Here is a 20,099-nt window from a genome sequence, read left to right on the forward strand (position 1 = left end):
GCAGGGGCGGGCTCCTACGGGGATTCGGAAAAGCCCGGCTCAGTCGCCGGTGTGATGCAGGACAAAGGCCTGCTCCACCGTGAAAGTGCCCACGCCCTTGTAACTGGTCATGACGCCGCCGATGGATTCCAGGTGGGCACGCATTTCCCGATTCATGTTGGGATTGCCGCACAGCATGACGCGGTCCTGCGCCATGTCCACGTCGGGCAGGGCCAAGCGCCGGGTGAGCTCGCCCGAGCGGAACAGGTCCGCGCCCCGCTCGGGGGTTTCGAACGGTTCACGGGTCACGGTGGGCACATACAGTAGCCTGTCTCCGGAGCGTGCCGTGAGCTCTTCGCGGTAGGCCAGTTCCTGTGCGGTGCGCACGCTGTGCACCAGGATCACCCGCTCGAAGGCGTCGTACACCTCGCGCCCGCGCACCAGCGAGACGAAGGGCGCGAGCCCCGTGCCCGTGGCGATCATGAACAGATGCCGTCCGGGCTGCACGTGACCCACGGTGAGCGAACCCGTGGTCTTGGTGTTGACCCACACGCTCTCGCCCTCGCGCACGTTCGCCAGGCGGCTGGTGAGCGGCCCGTCGGGGACGTGGATGCTGAGGAATTCCAGATGATCGTCCTCGGCGGTGGACACGATGGAGTAGGCGCGCGCAATGAGCTTGCTGCCCTCGGGCCTGAGCCCGATGGTCACGAACTGTCCGTTCTCGAATTGCAGCATCTGCGGGCGGGTGGTGGTGAACGTGAAGGTCTTGTCCGACCACCGACGCACCGACGTGACCCGTTCTTCCTGGTAAGGCATGGTCTGAACCTGTGGGCGTATTTGACAATCTCAAGGGACGGTAGCAGACCCGGCGCCCATATTACAGAGTGCTAAAGTAAGGCTTTTCCGGTGCCCGCCACGGTCTGTACGGCCATGAGACTTGCCGGGACCGAATCGCTACAATGGCGTCCCTTCGCCGATTCTGCGGGAGTTGCAGCCCTTGGAACAGTTTCGTGGAACCACCATCGTCAGCGTGCGCCGCGGGGACCGCGTGGTCCTGGGTGGCGACGGCCAGGTCACACTGGGCAACACGGTCATGAAAGGCAATGCGCGCAAAGTCCGGCGGCTATACGGCGACAAGGTCCTGGCGGGCTTCGCCGGCGGCACCGCCGACGCCTTCACCCTGTTCGAGCGCTTCGAGGGCAAGCTGGAGAAGTACAGCGGCAACCTCACACGGGCCGCCGTGGAGCTGGCCAAGGACTGGCGCACCGACCGCATGCTGCGCCGCCTGGAGGCGCTGCTCGCCGTGGCCGACAAGGACACGTCGCTGATCATCTCCGGCAACGGCGACGTGATCGAGCCCGAGGAGAGCCTGATCGCCATGGGCTCCGGCGGCCCCTTCGCCCAGGCCGCCGCGCGGGCGCTTCTGGAAAACACGGAACTCTCGGCGAGGGAGATCACGGAAAAGGCCCTGAACATCGCCGCCGACATCTGCATCTACACGAATCGGCAACTCACCATCGAGGAGCTGTGATCCGCGTCTTGCCTTGCCACTTGAGACTTGCCACTTGAGACTGCATTCATGTCCGAAATGACCCCTCGCGAAATCGTCCAGGAACTGGACAAGCACATCGTCGGCCAGAAGGAGGCCAAGCGCGCCGTGGCCATCGCGCTGCGCAACCGCTGGCGCCGCCTGCAGTTGCCCGAGGCGCTGCGCCAGGAGGTCACGCCCAAGAACATCCTCATGATCGGCCCCACCGGCGTGGGCAAGACAGAGATCGCCCGGCGCCTGGCGCGGCTCGCCAATGCGCCCTTCATCAAGGTGGAGGCCACCAAGTTCACGGAGGTGGGCTACGTGGGCCGGGACGTGGAGTCCATCGTCCGCGACCTGGTGGACGCCTCCATGAAGATGCTGCGCGAGCAGGAAATGGAGAAGGTGCGCTTCCGCGCCGAGGAGGCCGCAGAGGAACGCATCCTGGACGCGCTGCTCCCCTCGCCCCGCCAGACCGGGTTCACCGCGCAGCCCGAACCCTCTGCCGAGCAGAGCGACACCCGCCAGAAGTTTCGCAAGCGGCTGCGCGAAGGCCAGCTGGACGACAAGGAGATCGAGATCCAGGTGAGCGCGCACCCGGTGGGCGTGGAGATCATGACGCCGCCGGGCATGGAGGACATGGCAAGCCAGCTCCAGGGCCTTTTCCAGAACCTGGCGGGCGGGCGCACCCAGACCCGCAAGCTCAGGATCCGTGACGCCATGAAGCTGCTCACCGACGAGGAGGCGGCGCGCATGGTCAACCAGGACGAGCTGAAGCTGCGTGCGGTGAGCAACGTGGAGCAGAACGGCATCGTGTTTCTGGACGAGATCGACAAGGTGGCCAAGCGCGGCGAGTACGGCGGCGCGGACGTCTCCCGCGAGGGTGTGCAGCGCGACCTGCTGCCGCTGGTGGAAGGCTGCACGGTGAACACCAAGTTCGGCATGGTGCGCACCGACCACATCCTGTTCATCGCCTCCGGCGCCTTTCACCTCTCCAAGCCCTCGGACCTGATCCCCGAGCTGCAGGGCCGGCTGCCCATCCGGGTGGAACTGACGGCGCTCAATGCCGAGGATTTCGTGCGCATTCTCACTGAGCCGGATGCCTCGCTCACGGAGCAATACACGGCGCTTCTGGACACCGAGGGCGTTAAGGTCACCTTCACCGAGGACGGCGTGCGGCGTATTGCCGAGATCGCCACTCAGGTCAACGAGCGCACCGAGAACATCGGCGCCCGCCGCCTGCACACGGTCATGGAGCGGCTGCTGGAGCAGGTCTCCTTCGATGCCCCGGACCAGGCGCAGGAAGTGACCATCGACGCGGCCTACGTCTCCGAGCGGCTCACCGGGCTGGTGGAGGACGAGGACCTGAGCAGGTATATCCTGTAAGGCAGGGCAAAGATACAAGGTACAAGGGCAAAGGGTTTTCCCCCTTGTACCTTGCCCCTTGTATCTTGTACCTGACTTTAACCACTGAAGACGGATCATTTAGAGATGACAGCCAAACATCGACCCACCGAGATTCATCTGCATCAGAAATCACGCATGCTGGAACTGGCCTATGAGGATGGCACGCGGCTGAAGCTGCCGTGCGAGTTTCTGCGGGTGTATTCGCCCTCTGCGGAGGTGACGGGCCACGGGCCCGGGCAGGAGGTGCTGCAGCTGGGCAAGGAGGACGTCAATATCGATGCGATCGAGCCGGTGGGCCACTACGCGATCAAGCTGGTTTTCGACGACGGCCACGACACCGGCATCTACGACTGGGACTACCTGTACCGCATCGGCACCGACTACGATGCCCTCTGGCAGCGCTATCTGGACCGCCTCGCCGAGGCCGGCCACCAGCGCAAGGCGTAGGAAGAAGGAAAGTTTATGGACAGGATGAACAGGATTTTTCCGGATCAACAGGATGACTGAATGTTATGGGCAGGACCTTGCGTTCCTGTTCTAATCCTGTAAATCCGGAAACATCTTGCTAATCCTGTCCATTCAGTTCCATGTCGGTACTGAAAGGATAAAAGAACGACAGGATGGACAGGATTTTTCAGGATTGACAGGGTGTAGAGAGAGATAAAAGACAAGACAGGATTAACAGGATTCTGAAGCTCAAGAATTAATCTTGTAAATCCTGTTAATCCTGTCTGAAAGATTCTTGTCTTTGGCCCTGTAAATCCTGAGAAATCCTGTTAATCCTGCCCATTCAATGTTCCGCGTCCCTGCCCAAATGTCGAACTGATCAAGGCCCACGCAAATGACCGACGACGACACCACCCATTTCGGGTTCAGCAAGGTGCCCAGGGAAGAGAAGGTGCGCCGGGTGGGGGAGGTGTTTCACTCGGTGGCGGGCAAGTACGACGTGATGAATGACCTGATGTCCCTGGGCATTCATCGGTTGTGGAAGCGCTACACCATCGAGATGGCCGCCGTCAGGTCCGGCCAGCGGGTGCTGGATCTCGCCGGCGGCACGGGGGATCTGGCGTCGCGCTTTTCCAGGCTTGCGGGTCCGAAGGGCGAGGTGGTGTTGTGCGACATCAACGCCTCGATGCTCAACGCGGGTCGCGACCGGCTCGCCGATGAGGGCCTGGTGGAGAATCTGCGTTACGTCCAGGGCAACGCCGAGCGTCTGCCGTTCCCGGACGCTCACTTTGACCTGATCACCATCGCCTTCGGCTTGCGCAACGTCACCGACAAGGACGCGGCGCTCGCCTCCATGTACCGGGTGCTCAAGCCCGGCGGAAAGCTGCTGGTGCTGGAATTCTCCCACCCGGTCGTGCCGGGCCTGGGGCCCTTTTATGATCTCTACTCCTTCAAGGCGCTGCCGCTCATGGGCCGGCTGGTGGCCAACGATGCCGAGAGCTACCGGTATCTCGCGGAGAGTATCCGCATGCACCCGGACCAGGACACGCTCAGGGGCATGATGGAGTCTGCCGGTTTCGAGCACTGCGACTACTTCAACCTCACCGGCGGCATCGTCGCCCTGCACCGGGGCTACCGGTTCTGAACGCCGCGCCGCCATGGACATGAGTGCACTGGCCGGATTCACCGCCGCCCTGGAACGGGCGCTCAACCGCTACCTGGACCTGGATCCGGACAGCCGCGCGCGCCTGGCGGCGCTGGGCGGCGGCGTGGTGGCCCTGCACCTGGAGGGGCCCGGGCAGACGCTCTATTTCATACCCGGCGACGATCGTCTGCAAGTGAGCCTGCATTTCGACGGACGCCCCGACACCCTGATCGCGGGATCGCCCCTGGCGCTGGCGCGCCTGGGCATGGCGGGCGATACGACGCGTCTGCCCGAAGGCGTGCGTCTGGAAGGCGACGCCCGGCTCGGGCAGCAGTTTCGCGATCTCCTGCGCGGCGTGGATCTGGACTGGGAGGAGTGGCTGTCGCGCCTGACCGGCGACCTGCTGGCGCACCAGTTGGGTGAGGCCGTGCGCGCCTTTACGGGCTGGGCGCGCCACGCCGGCGACAGTCTGCGCCGGGATACGGGCGAGTATCTGCGCGAAGAGTCCGGCGTACTGCCGACCCGCGACGAGGTGGACGCCTTCATGGACGACGTGGACCGGCTGCGCGAGGACCTGGACCGGCTCGAGGCCCGTGTCCGCAAGCTGGAGCGCGGTTCCGGGGAAGCGCCGACGTGAGCCGCGCCGTCCCCCTGCTGACGCCCGCACAGGTCTGGCGGCTGCTGACCATCAACTTGGTGCTCATCCGCCACGGGCTGGACGAGGTGGTCCTGGCAATTCACCTGTTCCGCCCCGTGCGCTTCCTGCTCTACCTGGCACCGTGGAACTGGTTCCGCCGGCGCAGGGCCGCGCGCGGCGAACGCATCCGTCGGGCACTGGAGGACCTCGGACCCATCTTCATCAAGTTCGGGCAGATGCTCTCCACACGCCGGGACCTGCTGCCGGACGATATCGCTGAGGAACTGGCGCGTCTCCAGGACCGGGTGCCGCCGTTTCCCAGCGAACAGGCCCGTGCCATCATCGAACGGGAACTGGGCCAGCCCATCGACGCGGTGTTCGCGCGATTCGATGATCTGCCCATCGCCTCGGCCTCCATCGCACAGGTCCACGGGGCGCGCCTGCATGACGGGCGCGATGTGGTGGTCAAGGTGGTGCGCCCCCAGATTCACCGGGTCATCCGGCGCGACCTGCAGCTCATGTACATCCTCGCGGGGCTGGCGGAGCGCTACTGGTCCGAGGGTCCGCGGTTGCGGCCGGTGGAGGTGGTGCAAGAGTACGAGAAGACCATCATCGACGAGCTGGACCTGGTGCGCGAAGCGGCCAACGCCGCGCAGCTGCGGCGCAACTTCATGGACTCGAAGCTGCTCTACATCCCCGATGTGGTCTGGGAGCACACGCGCCAGAGCGTCATGGTGATGGAACGCATCGGGGGCATTCCCGTCGCGGACATCCCTGCGCTGCGCGCGCGCGGTGTGGACCTCCGGCTACTGGCCGAGCGTGGCGTGGAGATCTTCTTCACCCAGGTGTTTCGCCACAACTTCTTCCATGCGGACATGCACCCGGGCAACATCTTCGTCAACGCGGACGATCCGCAGGATCCCACCTACCTGGCGGTGGATTTCGGCATCGTGGGCACGCTGGCGCCCTCGGACCAGCGTTACCTGGCCGAGAACTTCTACGCCTTTTTCAACCGCGACTACCGGCGCGTTGCGGAACTGCACGTGGAATCCGGATGGGTGCCGGCCAGCACGCGGGTGGACGAGTTCGAGTCCGCGATCCGCAGCGTGTGCGAGCCCATCTTCCAGCGCCCGCTGAAGGACATCTCCTTCGGTCACCTGCTGCTGCGCCTGTTCCAGACCGCGCGGCGTTTCCACATGCAGGTCCAGCCCCAGCTGGTGCTGCTGCAGAAGACGCTGCTCAATATCGAGGGGCTCGGCCGTCAGCTCTACCCGGACCTGGACCTGTGGACCACCGCCAAGCCCTTCATCGAACGCTGGATGGACGAGCAGGTGGGCGTGCGCGCGCTGATCAGCGGCCTGCGCCGCAACCTGCCGGCGATCCTGGAAAAGCTGCCCGAGATGCCCGGCCTGGTGCACGACGCACTGACCGCCCGAAGCCGGATGGAACTGCGCCAGGCAGCGGAACGCGACCGCCTGGATGCGCTGCGCCTCGAACTCCGCGACGCCAACCGTCGCACGGTCTGGGTCCTCACCGGCGGATCCATGCTGATCTCCGCCGTGCTGCTCACGGCGTTCACAACGCTGCCCGGCGCCCTGGGTGTGCCTTGGGCGGGATGGGTCCTGGTCGCGGGCGCCGCGGTGTTCCTGTCGGCCAGCCTGCTGCGTCGATCGTAGCCGGCGCGTGCTATTGAATGGACAGGATGAACAGGATTTTTCTGGATTGACAGGATGAAGAGAAAGTAAAAAGACAAGACACCAGACAGGATTAACATGATTAACAGGATTCTGAAGCTCAAGAATTAATCATGTAAATCCTGTTAATCCTGTCTAAGTCTTTTTGTTCTTATCCTGTCAATCCTGAGAAATCCTGTTCATCCTGTCCATTCGGATTCCCGTCAGCGTGCCTTGCCCATGTGAATGGGACGGCCCAGTGTGGCCAGCGCGGCTTCGTGCACGGCTTCGGACAGCGTCGGGTGCGCGAACACGGTGCGTGCCAGGTCCTCTCCGGAAGCTTCGAACTCCATGGCGATGACACCCTGAGCGATCAGTTCCGAGGCCTGGGGTCCGATGACGTGTACACCGAGAATGCGGTCGGTCTCCTGGTGGGTGAGGATCTTCACCATGCCGGTGGTGTCTTCCATGGCTCGTGCCCGGCCCGAGGCGGCGAACGGGAACACCCCCCGGTTGTAGGGCGTGGCGGCGGCGCGCAGTGCCTGCTCGGTTCGGCCCACCCAGGCCACCTCCGGCAGGGTGTAGATGACATTGGGGATGGTGTCGTAGTGCATCTCCGTGGCCTGCCCCGCGATGCGTTCGGCCACCATGATGCCTTCCTCGGAGCCCTTGTGGGCCAGCATCGGGCCGCGCACCGCGTCACCCACCGCGTAGACGCCCGGCAGGGTGGTCTCGCAATAGTCGTCCACGTGCAGCATGCCCCGTTCGTCCAGTGTCAGTTCCACCTCCGGTGCCACCAGTCCGTCGGTGGCCGGCCGCCGCCCGACGGCGACGATGAGTCGGTCGAAGCGCTCCTCATGGGTCCCTTCGCCGTCCTCGTACTCCACCACCACCTTTCGCTTCTTGCGGTCGACACTGCTGCCCTTCACCCGCGCCCCGAGGCGGATGTCCAGGCCCTGGCGGGTGAAGATCTTCTGCGCCTCGCCGGCGATCTGCTCGTCGCAGAACGTCAGGAAGGTCTCCTGCGCCTCCAGCAGAACCACCTCGGATCCGAGTCGGCGCCAGACACTGCCCAGTTCCAGGCCGATGACACCGGCCCCGATCACACCCAGGCGCCCGGGGACCTTGTCGAATTCCAGCGCGCCACTGGAGTCGACCACGTACGTGCCGTCATAGGGTGCGCTTGGCAGCTCGACCGGTACGGACCCCGGTGCAAGGATGACGTGTCCGGCCTCCAGTTCTTCGGCCTCTCCCTCGTGAGGCGTGAAGCGCACGCGGCCCTGTCCGGACAGCTGCCCTTCCCCCTTGAGCCAGTCCACGCTGTTGGCGCGAAACAGCCCCTGAATGCCCTGGGTCAGGTTCGCCACGACCCGGTCCTTGCGCGCCATCATGGCCTTCAGGTCCAGTTGCCGGCCCTTGAGACGAACGCCGTGTTGCTCCAGCGCATGGCCTGCATGCTCATACTGCTCGGACGACTCCAGCAGTGCCTTGGAGGGGATGCAGCCCACATTCAGGCAGGTGCCGCCGAGCCGCCCCTTGCCCTCCGAATCGACCCAGCGGTCGATGCACGCCGTGTTCATGCCAAGCTGCGCGCAGCGGATCGCCGCCACGTAGCCCGCGGGTCCGGCGCCGATCACGATCACGTCATATTTCTTGCTCATGGGATCTCTTCTTTTGTTGGCTCGGATTCGGGGGTGCGCTCATTTCAGTGCTTCGCGGCGGTCAATGGACAGGATGAACAGGATTTTTCTGGATTGACAGGATGAAGAGAAAGGGAAAAAGACAAGACACCAGACAGGATTAACATGATTAACAGGATTTTGAAGCTCAAAAATTAATCATGTAAATCCTGTTAATCCTGTCTAAGTCTTTTTATTCCTATCCTGTTCATCCTGTCCATTCAGTCCATTCAGTCCATTCACTGCCCGGCTCACACTTCCAGCAGCAGGCGGGCCGGGTCTTCCAGCATGTCCTTGATGGCGACCAGGAACTGCACGGCCTCGCGGCCGTCGATGATGCGGTGGTCGTAAGACAGGGCCAGATACATCACAGGCCGGATCACCACCTGCCCGTTCTCCGCCACGGGCCGCTCCTGAATGCGGTGCATGCCGAGGATGGCGCTCTGGGGCGGGTTGATGATGGGCGTGGACAGCAGTGACCCGAACACTCCGCCGTTGGAGATGGTGAACGTGCCCCCGGTCAGGTCGTCCATGGTGAGCGCACCCTCTTTCGCCTTCTCGCCGAACTCGGCAATGGCCCGTTCCATGTCCGACATCGACATCTGGTCGGTATCGCGCAGGATCGGCACCACCAGGCCCCGGGGCGAGGACACGGCCACGCCGATGTCGAAGTAGCCGTGATAGACGATGTCCTTGCCGTCGATGGATGCGTTGACTTCCGGGAAACGGCGCAGGGCCTCCGTGGCCGCCTTGACGAAGAAGGACATGAACCCGAGCCGCACGCCGTGGCGCTTTTCGAACGCCGCCTTGTGCCGGGCGCGCAACTCCATCACCGGGGCCATGTTGACCTCGTTGAAGGTGGTCAGGATGGCGGCGTTCTGCTGGACCTCCACGAGGCGCTCGGCGATGCGCGCGCGCAGGCGCGTCATCGGCACGCGCCGCTCCGGGCGCTGCCCGGCCGGTGACGGTGCGGGCGCCGGCGTCTCAGTGCCGCGTTCCGCGGCCGGGGCCTCCTTGTGCTCCTCGGCCGCGGCCCTGTCTTCCTTCCCGCCGTCCCCGGCGCGTTCCTCCACGTGGCGGAGCACATCCTCCTTGAGGATGCGCCCGCCCTTGCCGGTGCCTTCGATGTCGGCGGCGTCGAGATCGTGTTCGGCCACCAGCTTGCGCACCGCCGGACTGAGCGCGGGGGTGGTGTCGTCAGCGGCGGAGCGGGCCGCAGAGGCGGTCTCCCGGTCCGCTTCGCCCCCGGCGGCAGGTGCCTTCTTCGTCTCGCCGTCGTCGCCGGCCTTGCCCTTCGCGGGCTTGTCGTCCCCGCTGTCCGTCGCACCGGCGCCTTCGCCCTTGCCGATGCGGCCGATCACCTGCCCCGCGGTGACCACGTCGCCTTCCTTGGCTGAAATCTCCTCCATCACTCCGTCGGCCGGCGCGGGGACTTCCAGGACCACCTTGTCCGTCTCGATGTCCACCACCACCTCGTCGCGCTTCACCTTGTCGCCCTGGCGCTTGTGCCAGGTCACGATGGTGGCGTCCGCGACCGATTCGGGTAGCTGGGGGATCTTCAATTGGGTGCTCATGGGTTGTCCTTGGGTTCTTCTTCTGAGGGGTGAGGATTACTTGAGCGGCAGGCCGAGTGCCTTGGCCACCAGGGTCTCCTGCTGGCGCACGTGCACGTCGTGGTGTCCCACGGCGGGAGACGCCGACGCGGGCCGCGTGACGTTCTGCAGGTACCGGTCCGAGCCGAGCAACGCGCGCATGTGGTGCTGGCTGGAATACCATGCGCCCTGGTTACGGGGCTCCTCCTGGGCCCACACGAACTCCTCGGCGTTGCTGAACGGCGCGAGCGCCTCGCCCAGCTCGTCCTCGGGGAACGGATAGAGCTGCTCGATGCGCACCACTGCCACGTCCTCCAGCCCTTCGGCACGGCGCTTCTCCAACAGGTCGTAATAGAGCTTTCCGGCGCACATCACCACGCGCTTCACCTTCCCGGGTGTCAGATCATCGATCTCGCCGATGACGTTCTGCCAGCGCCCCTCGGTGAACGTCTCCAGCGGGCTCACTGCCAGGCGGTGACGCAGCAGGCTCTTGGGTGTCATGACGATCAGCGGCTTGCGGTAGGGCCGTATCATCTGGCGGCGCAGCAGGTGGAAGATCTGCCCAGGCGTGGAGGGTACGCACACCTGCATGTTGTGCTGCGCGCAGAGCTGAAGGTAACGCTCCAGCCGAGCGGAGGAGTGCTCGGGACCCTGCCCCTCGTAGCCGTGGGGCAGGAACATGGTGAGCCCGCACAGGCGGCCCCATTTCTGCTCGCCGGAGCTGATGAACTGGTCGATCACCACCTGTGCGCCGTTGGCGAAGTCGCCGAACTGCGCCTCCCAGATCACCAGGGTGTTGGGCGCGGATGCGGCATAGCCGTACTCGAAGGCCACGACCGCCTCCTCGGACAGCAGCGAATCGATCACCAGGAAGCGTGAATCGTCACCGGTGAACTTGCGCAGGGGGATCCAGCGCTCGCCGGTGTTCTGGTTGAACAGCACGGCGTGGCGGTGGAAAAAGGTGCCCCGGCCGCTGTCCTGACCCGAGAGCCGCACCGGGTAACCGTCGTCCAGCAGTGCGGCATAGGCCAGTGTCTCCCCGAAGCCCCAGTCCGCCGGCAGTGAGCCGGCAGCCATCTTGCGCCGGTCGTCCATGATCTTGGCGACGCGGGGGTGCAGCTCGAAACCCTCGGGCAACGGTTCCAGCCGCCGCCAGATGTCGCGCAGGGTATCCTGGCTGATGGCGGTGCTGGCGGGTTGGTTCCATTCCTGGTCCCTGAACGGCGTCCAGTCGGCCACCGGATGATTGGGGGTTGGCTCCTCACGCAGGTGCGGCACCATGGAGTCGCCCGCATCCAGGCGGGCGCGGCAGGCCTCCTGCATCGTGTCGACCTCGTCCTCCTCCAGCACACCGGCCTCCACCAGCCGGCGGCCATAGAGGACGCGGGTGGTGGGCAGGTCACGGATCGCCCGGTACATGCTGGGCTGGGTCACGGCCGGTTCGTCGGCCTCGTTGTGGCCGTGGCGCCGGTAGCACACCAGGTCGATCACCACGTCCTTCTTGAAGGTCAGGCGGTAGTCGAAGGCAATCTGCACGGCGAATACCACGGCCTCGGGGTCGTCACCGTTCACGTGCAGTATGGGCGCGTTGACCATCTTGGCCACGTCGGTGCAGTAATCCGTGGAGCGGGCGTCGCGCAGGGTGCTGGTGGTGAAGCCGATCTGGTTGTTGACGACGATGTGCACCGTGCCCTTGGTGGAGAAGCCGCGGGTCTGGGACATGTTGAGCGTCTCCATCACCACGCCCTGTCCGGCGAACGAGGCGTCGCCGTGCAGCACGACGGGCAGCACCTGCCGCCCCTCGGCGTCCTGGAGGCGCGTCTGGCGCGCGCGCACGGAGCCCTCCACCACCGGGCCGACGATCTCCAGGTGTGACGGATTGAATGCCAGCGCCAGGTGCACCGGGCCGCCGGGCGTGTTCATGTCCGACGAAAAGCCCATGTGGTACTTCACGTCGCCCGTGCCCGTATGGTGACGATGCTTGCCCTCGAACTCCTCGAACAGTTCCTGTGGGGACTTGCCGAGGATGTTCACCAGCACATTGAGCCGGCCCCGGTGGGCCATGCCCAGCACCACCTCGCGAACGCCGGCCGCGCCCGCCCGCTGGATCAGGTCGTCCAGCATGGGGATCAGGCTCTCCCCACCTTCCAGGGAGAAGCGTTTCTGGCCCACGTACCGGCTGTGCAGGTAACGCTCCAGCCCTTCGGCCGCCGTGAGCCGGTCCAGGATGTACCGTTGCTGGGCGGCGGTGAAGCCGGGGCGCCCGCGGGTACCTTCCAGGCGCTTCTGCAGCCAGCGCTTTTCCACCGTCTCCGTGAGGTGCATGTACTCGGCGCCCAGGGTGGCGCAGTACGTGCTCTCGAGGATCTCGAGGATCTCCCGCAACGGCGCCTCGGCCGGTCCGCTCAACGAGCCGGTGTTGAATACCGTGTCGAGATCCGCCTCGCTCAGCTGTCGGTGAGCGAGGGTGAGTTCCTCGGGGACCGGCGGCTGGTGGATCCCCAGTGGATCCAGGCGCGCCTTGCGATGCCCCAGGAACCGGTAGGCGTTGATGAGCTGCAGGACGCGCACTTGCTTGCGCTCGTGCTCCAGGCTGCCCATGGCCAGCCCTGAGCGCGCGCGGCGTGCCTGGGTGAGGCGGCGAAATTCGTCTCGCACGTCGCTGTGCGGGGTATCGCCGGAAACAGGGCGTTCGCCGGGGAGCTGTTCAAAGTAACTGCGCCAGGCGGCGGGGACGCTGGCCGGGTCCCGAAGAAAGGATTCGTACAGCTGGTCCAGATAGGTCGCGTTGCCCGCGTCAAGATGGGAGGTGCTCCACCGGGCCTGAAGCCCGGCACCGGAACTGGAATCGTTCATCTCTTGTCGTCTTGTGACTGTGTGTGAAATCGGGACAGCGCCCCGTCGGGTGGCGCCCTTCACCCGGCGCTGTTCGCAAAAGTGTATCTCCCTGGTCGTCGGACCACGGCGGGCGCCACCAGGCGCGTATCCGCAGACTCAAGCATACATCGGCCACGCCGCGGAATTCCTTGAGATTGGTCCACACATATTCATAGACGTTCCCAGGCGTTGCGTCCATGGCCCCGGATGTCGGCGGCGGTTTGGTAAACTGCCCCGATGGACGTGACCTCCCTGTTGGACGCCCTCAATCCCGCCCAGCGGGAAGCGGTCAGCACCGACGCAGGCCCGGTGCTGGTGCTGGCCGGTGCGGGCAGTGGCAAGACCCGCGTGCTGGTTCACCGCATCGCCTGGCTGATCCGGGTGGAGGGGCTCTCACCCCACAGTATCCTCGCCGTGACCTTCACCAACAAGGCCGCCGCGGAAATGCGCGGCCGCATCGAGACGCTGCTGGGCATGCCGGTGCGCGGCATGTGGGTGGGCACCTTCCACGGCCTGGCTCACCGGCTCCTGCGCGCCCACTGGCAGGATGCGGATCTGCCCCAGGGATTCCAGATCCTCGACTCGGACGACCAGCTGCGCATGGTCAAGCGCGTGCTCAGGGCGCTGGAGCTGGACGAGGCCCGCTGGCCGCCGCGCCAGGCCCAGTGGTACATCAATGCGCGCAAGGACGAGGGCGTGCGCCCTGGTCACATGGAGGACCACGGCGATCCGGTGAACCGCCAGATGCTGCGCATCTACACGGCTTATGAGGCGGCCTGCAAGCGCGCCGGGGTCGTGGACTTCGCCGAACTGCTGTTGCGTGCACTGGAGCTGCTGCGCGACACCCCCGCCCTGCTGGAACACTACCGCAGCCGCTTCCGCCACATCCTGGTGGACGAGTTCCAGGACACCAACGCCATTCAGTACGCCTGGCTTCGCCTGTTGGCGGGGGAGCGGATCCCGGTCTTCGCCGTCGGGGACGATGATCAGTCCATTTACGGCTGGCGCGGCGCACGCATCGAGCACATCCGCCACTTCAGCCGCGACTTCCCGGGCACCCGCCTGGTGCGCCTGGAGCAGAACTACCGCTCCACGGGCACCATCCTCAAGGCGGCCAATGCCCTCATCGAGCACAACGACGGACGGCTCGGCAAGAAGCTCTGGACGGAAGACACCGAGGGCGCGCCCATCGCGCTTTACGCCGCCTTCAACGAACAGGACGAGGCGCGCTTCGTGGCCGGGCGGATCGAGGAGTGGCAGCGAGAGGGGCACAGGCTCAGTGAGGTGGCGGTGCTGTACCGTTCCAATGCCCAGTCCCGGGTGTTCGAGGAATCGCTCATCCAGAGTCGCGTTCCCTACCGGGTCTACGGCGGACTGCGCTTCTTCGAGCGGGCCGAGATCAGGGATGCCCTGGCCTATCTGCGGCTGGTGGCGAACCGCGGGGATGACGCCGCCTTCGAGCGGGTGGTGAACCAGCCGGCCCGAGGGCTCGGGGAACGCACATTGGCGCTGATCCGCGAGCGTGCCCGGGATCGGGATCTGTCTCTCTGGGCGGCGGGCAACGAACTGCTGGCGCACGGGGGGCTCACCGCCCGGGCGGGCAATGCCCTGCGCGGCTTCTTCGCGCTGGTGGACGCCATGGCCGAGACCTGCCGGGACCTGCCCCTGCACGAGCAGGCGGAGCACGTGATCGTGCATTCCGGCCTGCGTGACCTGTACGCGGCCGAGAAGGGCGAGCGCGCCCAGGCACGCCTGGAGAACCTGGACGAGCTGGTCAGTGCCACCCGGGGTTTCGTGCTGGACCCGGACGAGCACGGCGACATGGACACCCTGACCGCATTCCTCGCCCATGCCGCCCTGGAGGCCGGCGAGGGCGAGGCCGCCGCCAACGAGGACTGCGTGCAGCTCATGACCTTGCACTCGGCCAAGGGGCTGGAGTTTCCGCTGGTGTTCATGACCGGGCTTGAGGAGGGTCTGTTTCCCCATCGCATGTCGGTGGAGGAACCCGGGCGCATGGAAGAGGAGCGCCGGCTCGCCTACGTGGGGATCACCCGTGCGCGCCGGCAGCTGGTGCTCACCTACGCAGAGTCGCGTCGCCTGCACGGACGGGAAACCTACAACGCCCCGTCCCGGTTCCTCGCGGAACTGCCCGAGGAACTGCTTCAGGACATCCGCCCCCGGGCCCGTGTCACCCGGCCCGTCCATCACCCCGATCAGCGTCCCGCGGGCGCCGATGCGGGCGACGGGCTTCGTGTCGGTGTCCGGGTGGCGCACAGCAAGTTCGGCGAGGGAGTGATCACCGACTGTGAGGGACGGGGGGCCAACGCCCGCATCCAGGTGCATTTCGAGGACCACGGCGCCAAGTGGCTGGTGGCCGGGTACGCGAAGTTGCAAAAGGTGTCTTGAAGTGGGAATTGGGAAGTGGGAAGCGGGATGCGGGATGTGGGCGCCGAGGACCGGTTTTCCGATACACCCGGGTCCGGAAACCGTGCCGTTGGTCGGAACGCGCTGTGATCGCCATCAATTAATCGTCTCCCCGTCGGCAGGGCGCGTCGGGACGTGCCACAATGAATATTGGACATCTGTCACGCTTTTCCGTGGGAAGACCGCGAAAAGGTTCTGTGGGGTATTGTCATGAACTGGAGTGCCTCAACCGGGGGTAAGAGTGCCGTCGTGCGGCGCATCGGCGCGGCGGAAGGCGGCGGTTACGGGGGCTCGGACGAGCATCGGCACAAGGGCTACATGCGCCTGTTCATCGTGGATGACCAGTCCACGGGACGGCGCATTCTCACGGAACTCATGCAGGGCGTCTGGCCGGGGGTGGAGATCGTCGCCTTCTCCGAGCCCGAGGCCGCCCTGGCCCAGATCCGGGAGACCATGCCGGATCTGATCATCACGGATTTCCGCATGCCGCAGATGAGCGGTGCCCAGTTCATCCGGGCGGTGCGGGCGTTGCCGGGGAGCGCCGAGGTGCCCATCGTGGTGGTCACCGTGCTGGAGGATCGCAACGTGCGTTACGAGGCGCTGGACGCCGGCGCCACCGATTTCCTCTCCCGTCCCCTGGACCCGGTGGAATGCCGCGTGCGCTGCCGCAACCTGCTGCGCCTTCGCCGCCAGAGTCGGCTCGTGCAGCACCGCGCCCGCTGGCTGGAGCGCCAGGTGCAGGCGGCCACCCGGGACATTCTGGACCGGGAGCGCGAGACGCTGCTGCGTCTTGCCAAGGCGGGCGAATATCGCGACGAGGGCACCGGGAATCATGTCCTGCGCATGGCCCGCTATGCCCGCCATATTGCGGCCCGCATGGGTCTGGACCCGGCGCTGTGCGAGACCATTGAACTGGCCGCCCCCATGCATGACATCGGCAAGATCGGCGTGCCTGACCAGGTCCTGCTCAAACCCGGGCCGCTCACTGCAACCGAACGCTCGGTCATGGAGCGCCACACCCTCATGGGCCACGAGATCCTCAGGGATTCGGCCTCGCGCTACATGCAGATGGGTGCGATCATCGCACTGGGCCACCACGAACGCTGGGATGGCAAGGGGTATCCCAACGGGCTGGCGGGAGAGCAGGTACCGCTGGAGGCGCGCATCGTGGCGGTGGCCGACGTCTATGACGCGCTGCGCTCGCTGCGGCCCTATAAGCCGGCCTGGTCCCGGGACGCGGCCTGCGCCTACCTGTCCGAACAGGCGGGGCGCCAGCTGGACCCCGACTGCGTGGCGGCGTTCATGTCCGGCTACGACGAGATCATCAACATCGAGGACACCCTGCGTGACCCGGACACGGATGCGGGCGACGGCTGAGCGGGTGCATGCGCAGACGCATCGGCCGTTACGGGCCGCAGGGTATGGCATGACATCTGTGCCGGCTGCAGCTAGCAGGCTGTTGAAAAAGCCTCCGGTGGATGCCAGGCAAGGCGGAAAGCGGCGAAAAAGCGCAGTGTACATGCAAGTACATGAGCATTTTGAGCCGCTTTCCAACGCAGCATGGCGCCGCCCGAGGGTTTTTCAACAGCCTGCTAGGCCCGGCACGCGGATTGCCAGGGATCAGGGAGGCCCCGATGGGCACGCCGACCAACAATGATGGACACAAGGGGACAGCGACTGCCTGGCTGGATCACGTGCCGGGGTGGTCCCGCCTGCGCGAGCGCCTGAGTGGTCGCACCGACAGCGAACACCAGCAGGCCATGGTGCGCCTTGTCATCGGCCTGAGCGTATTCATCTATTTCCACACGCCCTGGTTTGCCGGCGTCGTGGCGCCGCCCGCCCTGGACTATGCGCGTCTGGGCGCCACCCTGTTTCTGGCATTCTCGCTGGCCATTCTGCTGGCCATTTTCCTGTGGCCGGAAGCCAGCCGTTCACGCCGCATACTGGGCATGGCCGGCGACATGACCGGCGCCTCCCTGAGCCTCCTGCTGGGCGGCGAGGCGGGCGCGCCCATTCTGGTGGTGTATCTGTGGGTGATCGTCGGCAACGGCTTCCGCTATGGCCCGGGTTACCTCTACCTGGCGACGGCCATGGCGCTGGTGGGGTTCGCCGGGGTGTTCCTGCTCAGTCCGTTCTGGTCGAGCCATCCCATCTTCAGCCTGAGCATGATGCTGGTGCTGATGCTGGTGCCCCTGTACACGGGCGCGCTGCTGCGCACCCTGCACGGCGCCATCGCACGGGCCAACGAGGCCAATCAGGCGAAAAGTCGTTTTCTCGCCAACATGAGCCATGAGTTGCGTACGCCGCTCAACGGCGTGATCGGCATGAGCGACCTGCTCATGGATACGCGCCTCGACGCCGAGCAGCGGGAGCTGGGCCGTTCCATTCATACCTCGGCCAGGGTGCTGCTGGGGCTGATCGAGAACATCCTCGACATCTCGCGTATCGAGTCCGGCAAGCTCTCAAGCGAACGGGTCGACTTTGACCTGCATCGCCTTGTCCACGGCACCATCGCCATGTTCGAGGCCCAGGCACGCGGGGCCGGGCTGCGACTCACGGCGCACATCGACCCGGACGTGCCCTTTGCCCTCCATGGTGATGCCCTGCACCTGCGCCAGGTGCTGATCAATCTGATCGGCAACGCGCTGAAGTTCACCGAGCGTGGCGAAGTGGAGGTGACCGTGCGTGCCGTCGGCGGCAATTCGGACGATCTCCGGCTGCACTTTGCCGTGCGTGACACCGGTATCGGCATTCCCGAGGAGGCCCAGGCGCGCATCTTCGAGACCTTCGAGCAGGCCGATGCCTCGACCACGCGGCGTTTCGGCGGCAGCGGTCTCGGCACCACCATCTCCCGGCAACTGGTGCAACTGATGGGCGGACGCATCTGGCTGGAAAGCCGGGTGGGCGAAGGCACCACCTTCCATTTCGACCTGCCTTTCGATCGTCAGGCCCGCACCTCTGAGCTGGACGAGGGTGCCGCAGATGTCGGCGGCGGGCGTGTGCTGGTGCTCGCGGAAGCCGACGTGCGGTCGCAACTGTGCGTCCACCTGCAGGGATGGCGCCTGCGACCGGATGCGGCGGCCAGCCCGGGGCAGGCGCTGGCGCGCCTGCTGGAGGGTGGGGAGTTGCACCATGACGTGGTGCTGCTGGACCGCCGTACCCTGGGCGCGGAGCCCGCCGATTTCCTGGGCATACTGCGCCGCGAGCCCGCCCTGGCCCGCCTGCCCGCAATCCTGCTGGATCATGAATCGATGTCGTCGTCCCGGACCGTCTGGCTGCGTGCCGGTTATTCGGCCGTGCTGGATCTGCCGCCGGACAAGACCCATTTGTTCAATGCCATCCACGCCGCCCAGAGCGAGACGGAACCCACGGAGAACGTCATCTCTCTGGCCGAGCGTTACCGCTCCCGCGCGGGAGACGCCCGACCGTTGCGGGTGCTGGTGGCGGAGGACAACGCCGTCAACCGCCAGGTGATCGCGGGCATTCTCAAACGCGCCGGTCACGAACCGTTCCTGGTCACCGGCGGGGATCTGGCGCTGGATGCCATCACCGAGCGGAGCGACGCCTTCGATCTCATGATCCTCGATCTCAATATGCCCGACACCAGCGGGCTCGAGGTGCTCAAGGCCTGCCGGTTCATGGGCGAGGGGGCTTGTCCCCCGGCCATCATCCTGAGTGCGGACGCCACGCCGGAAGCCTTGGAGCAGTGCCGGGCCGCGGGAGCCGCCGCCTATCTGACCAAGCCGGTCGACGCCGCCCGGCTGCTGGACACCCTCGCCGGACTGGCCGGCGGACGCCGTTCCGCCGGGTTGACGGAGCCGGTGCCCTCAACGGACCACGCGACACGGGAGGTCAATGTGCTCAATACACAGGTGCTGGATGGACTGGTGCGGCTGGGGTCAGGACCTTTGTTCCTGCGGGATCTGCTGGAGGGTTTCGTGCGCGACGGCGAACAGCAGCTGCACGATCTGCGCACGGCCGTGGCGGAAGCGGATTACCCGCGCATGCGCGATGCCCTGCATGCGCTCAAGGGCAGCGCCGGAGAACTGGGCGGGGCGCGCCTGGTCATGCTCTGCCAGGAGGCGGAGTCGCTCAAGCCCTACGACATGGGCACCGGGATGCCCGCGCATCGCGTCAACGAGATTGAGCAGGTCTTCCGGGATACCTGCTCCGGCGTGGACGCCTACCTGCGCCAGTGCCGCGACGCGGTGACCTGAGCGGGGCGCCCCGGGCGGAAGGCCTCTTTCACCACGAAGCACACGAAGGGCACGAAGAAAAGCTTTTTGGCTGTTGAGATCCGGGCATGGACCGACGTCGGCGGTCCGATGTCACGTTCGATTGCTTCGGTGACAAGAAGGAAGGGTCTCTCGCCAAGCACGCGAAGGACGCCAAGAAAGTCAAATGAGCAATGAAATGATTTTCCTTTGCGGGCTTCGCGTGCTTTGCGAGAGACATCATGATTATTTTCAGTTCATAGCCGGGAGTCGAGGCATGCCACCAGAGCGGCGGACATGACCCGCCCTATGCTAGCCCGCATATCTCACCGGTCGGACACCGGCTGGTGCGCAACAGGCTGAAACATAAGTGGAATACGTTGAAATGATCGCCAACCTCAGCATAACAGGCTGTTCCCGCCGGAGTCCTATCGCGGTTCAGGCTCGTCTTCGCACCCGTATGCTTGCTCTTCACGAAACCCATAGCTACGGCTATGG

At 65.4% G+C, this 20,099-nt stretch carries 13 protein-coding genes; 9 read left to right on the forward strand and 4 right to left on the reverse strand.

The genetic code is table 11. The annotated features are described in order from the left end of the window. Window positions 1-39: 39 nt before the first annotated feature. Window positions 40-795, reverse strand: a complete 756-nt coding sequence (locus tag B1C78_RS11450) for a ferredoxin--NADP reductase (protein WP_077279305.1) — start codon at window positions 793-795, stop codon at window positions 40-42. A gap of 181 nt (window positions 796-976) precedes the next feature. Here B1C78_RS11450 and hslV point away from each other — a divergent pair, with 181 nt between their 5' ends. The 6 genes from hslV (at window position 977) to ubiB (ending at window position 6,818) form a co-directional block, all read left to right on the forward strand. Next, window positions 977-1,510 carry an ATP-dependent protease subunit HslV gene (hslV, locus tag B1C78_RS11455; protein WP_077279306.1) on the forward strand — a complete coding sequence of 178 codons (534 nt, stop codon included), beginning with the start codon at window positions 977-979 and terminating at the stop codon, window positions 1,508-1,510. A gap of 48 nt (window positions 1,511-1,558) precedes the next feature. Next, entirely contained in the window at window positions 1,559-2,893 is a 1,335-nt protein-coding gene (hslU, locus tag B1C78_RS11460; protein WP_077279307.1) for an ATP-dependent protease ATPase subunit HslU, read from the forward strand. Window positions 2,894-2,998: 105 nt separating this feature from the next. Further along, window positions 2,999-3,361 (forward strand): gamma-butyrobetaine hydroxylase family protein, encoded by a 363-nt coding sequence (locus B1C78_RS11465; RefSeq protein WP_077279308.1) that lies wholly within the window; start codon window positions 2,999-3,001, stop codon window positions 3,359-3,361. Between the two features lie 394 nt (window positions 3,362-3,755). Further along, complete coding sequence (gene ubiE, locus B1C78_RS11470) at window positions 3,756-4,505, forward strand: bifunctional demethylmenaquinone methyltransferase/2-methoxy-6-polyprenyl-1,4-benzoquinol methylase UbiE (protein WP_077279309.1); 750 nt, start codon at window positions 3,756-3,758, stop codon at window positions 4,503-4,505. A gap of 13 nt (window positions 4,506-4,518) precedes the next feature. Next, a complete protein-coding gene (locus B1C78_RS11475; protein ID WP_077279310.1) occupies window positions 4,519-5,142 on the forward strand; it encodes a ubiquinone biosynthesis accessory factor UbiJ in 624 nt (207 codons plus the stop codon). Continuing rightward, window positions 5,139-6,818: a ubiquinone biosynthesis regulatory protein kinase UbiB gene (gene ubiB / locus B1C78_RS11480; protein ID WP_077279311.1), complete on the forward strand. Its 1,680-nt coding sequence runs from the start codon at window positions 5,139-5,141 to the stop codon at window positions 6,816-6,818. Before B1C78_RS11475 ends, ubiB begins: the two co-directional genes overlap by 4 nt. 221 nt (window positions 6,819-7,039) lie before the next feature. Here ubiB and lpdA read toward each other — a convergent pair whose 3' ends face one another. The 3 genes from lpdA to B1C78_RS11495 all read right to left on the reverse strand — a co-directional run bounded on the left by lpdA (window position 7,040) and on the right by B1C78_RS11495 (window position 12,942). Continuing rightward, window positions 7,040-8,476: a dihydrolipoyl dehydrogenase gene (gene lpdA, locus B1C78_RS11485; protein ID WP_077279312.1), complete on the reverse strand. Its 1,437-nt coding sequence runs from the start codon at window positions 8,474-8,476 to the stop codon at window positions 7,040-7,042. A gap of 269 nt (window positions 8,477-8,745) precedes the next feature. Next, a complete protein-coding gene (odhB, locus tag B1C78_RS11490; protein WP_077279313.1) occupies window positions 8,746-10,068 on the reverse strand; it encodes a 2-oxoglutarate dehydrogenase complex dihydrolipoyllysine-residue succinyltransferase in 1,323 nt (440 codons plus the stop codon). 36 nt (window positions 10,069-10,104) lie between these two features. Continuing rightward, entirely contained in the window at window positions 10,105-12,942 is a 2,838-nt protein-coding gene (locus B1C78_RS11495) for a 2-oxoglutarate dehydrogenase E1 component (protein WP_077279314.1), read from the reverse strand. 258 nt (window positions 12,943-13,200) lie between these two features. On the opposite strand from B1C78_RS11495, the gene uvrD reads away from it, so the two are divergent. The 3 genes from uvrD (at window position 13,201) to B1C78_RS11510 (ending at window position 19,604) form a co-directional block, all read left to right on the forward strand. Then, window positions 13,201-15,369 carry a DNA helicase II gene (gene uvrD, locus B1C78_RS11500; RefSeq protein WP_077279315.1) on the forward strand — a complete coding sequence of 723 codons (2,169 nt, stop codon included), beginning with the start codon at window positions 13,201-13,203 and terminating at the stop codon, window positions 15,367-15,369. A 228-nt stretch (window positions 15,370-15,597) separates the two neighbouring features. Then, window positions 15,598-16,764, forward strand: coding sequence for an HD-GYP domain-containing protein (locus tag B1C78_RS11505; protein WP_077279318.1), 1,167 nt, complete (start codon window positions 15,598-15,600; stop codon window positions 16,762-16,764). A 257-nt stretch (window positions 16,765-17,021) separates the two neighbouring features. After that, window positions 17,022-19,604: an ATP-binding protein gene (locus tag B1C78_RS11510; protein WP_077279316.1), complete on the forward strand. Its 2,583-nt coding sequence runs from the start codon at window positions 17,022-17,024 to the stop codon at window positions 19,602-19,604. Window positions 19,605-20,099: the final 495 nt, after the last annotated feature.

The organism is Thioalkalivibrio denitrificans, assembly GCF_002000365.1.
Classification (GTDB): domain Bacteria; phylum Pseudomonadota; class Gammaproteobacteria; order Ectothiorhodospirales; family Ectothiorhodospiraceae; genus Thioalkalivibrio_A; species Thioalkalivibrio_A denitrificans.

Coding starts and splice junctions, on each gene's coding strand:
- B1C78_RS11450 (WP_077279305.1), bottom strand. CDS start 795: ATGCCTTACCAGGAAGAACGGGTCACGTCGGTGCGTCGGTGGTCGGAC.
- hslU (WP_077279307.1), top strand. CDS start 1,559: ATGTCCGAAATGACCCCTCGCGAAATCGTCCAGGAACTGGACAAGCAC.
- B1C78_RS11465 (WP_077279308.1), top strand. CDS start 2,999: ATGACAGCCAAACATCGACCCACCGAGATTCATCTGCATCAGAAATCA.
- ubiE (WP_077279309.1), top strand. CDS start 3,756: ATGACCGACGACGACACCACCCATTTCGGGTTCAGCAAGGTGCCCAGG.
- B1C78_RS11475 (WP_077279310.1), top strand. CDS start 4,519: ATGGACATGAGTGCACTGGCCGGATTCACCGCCGCCCTGGAACGGGCG.
- lpdA (WP_077279312.1), bottom strand. CDS start 8,476: ATGAGCAAGAAATATGACGTGATCGTGATCGGCGCCGGACCCGCGGGC.
- odhB (WP_077279313.1), bottom strand. CDS start 10,068: ATGAGCACCCAATTGAAGATCCCCCAGCTACCCGAATCGGTCGCGGAC.
- B1C78_RS11495 (WP_077279314.1), bottom strand. CDS start 12,942: ATGAACGATTCCAGTTCCGGTGCCGGGCTTCAGGCCCGGTGGAGCACC.
- uvrD (WP_077279315.1), top strand. CDS start 13,201: ATGGACGTGACCTCCCTGTTGGACGCCCTCAATCCCGCCCAGCGGGAA.
- B1C78_RS11505 (WP_077279318.1), top strand. CDS start 15,598: ATGAACTGGAGTGCCTCAACCGGGGGTAAGAGTGCCGTCGTGCGGCGC.
- B1C78_RS11510 (WP_077279316.1), top strand. CDS start 17,022: ATGGGCACGCCGACCAACAATGATGGACACAAGGGGACAGCGACTGCC.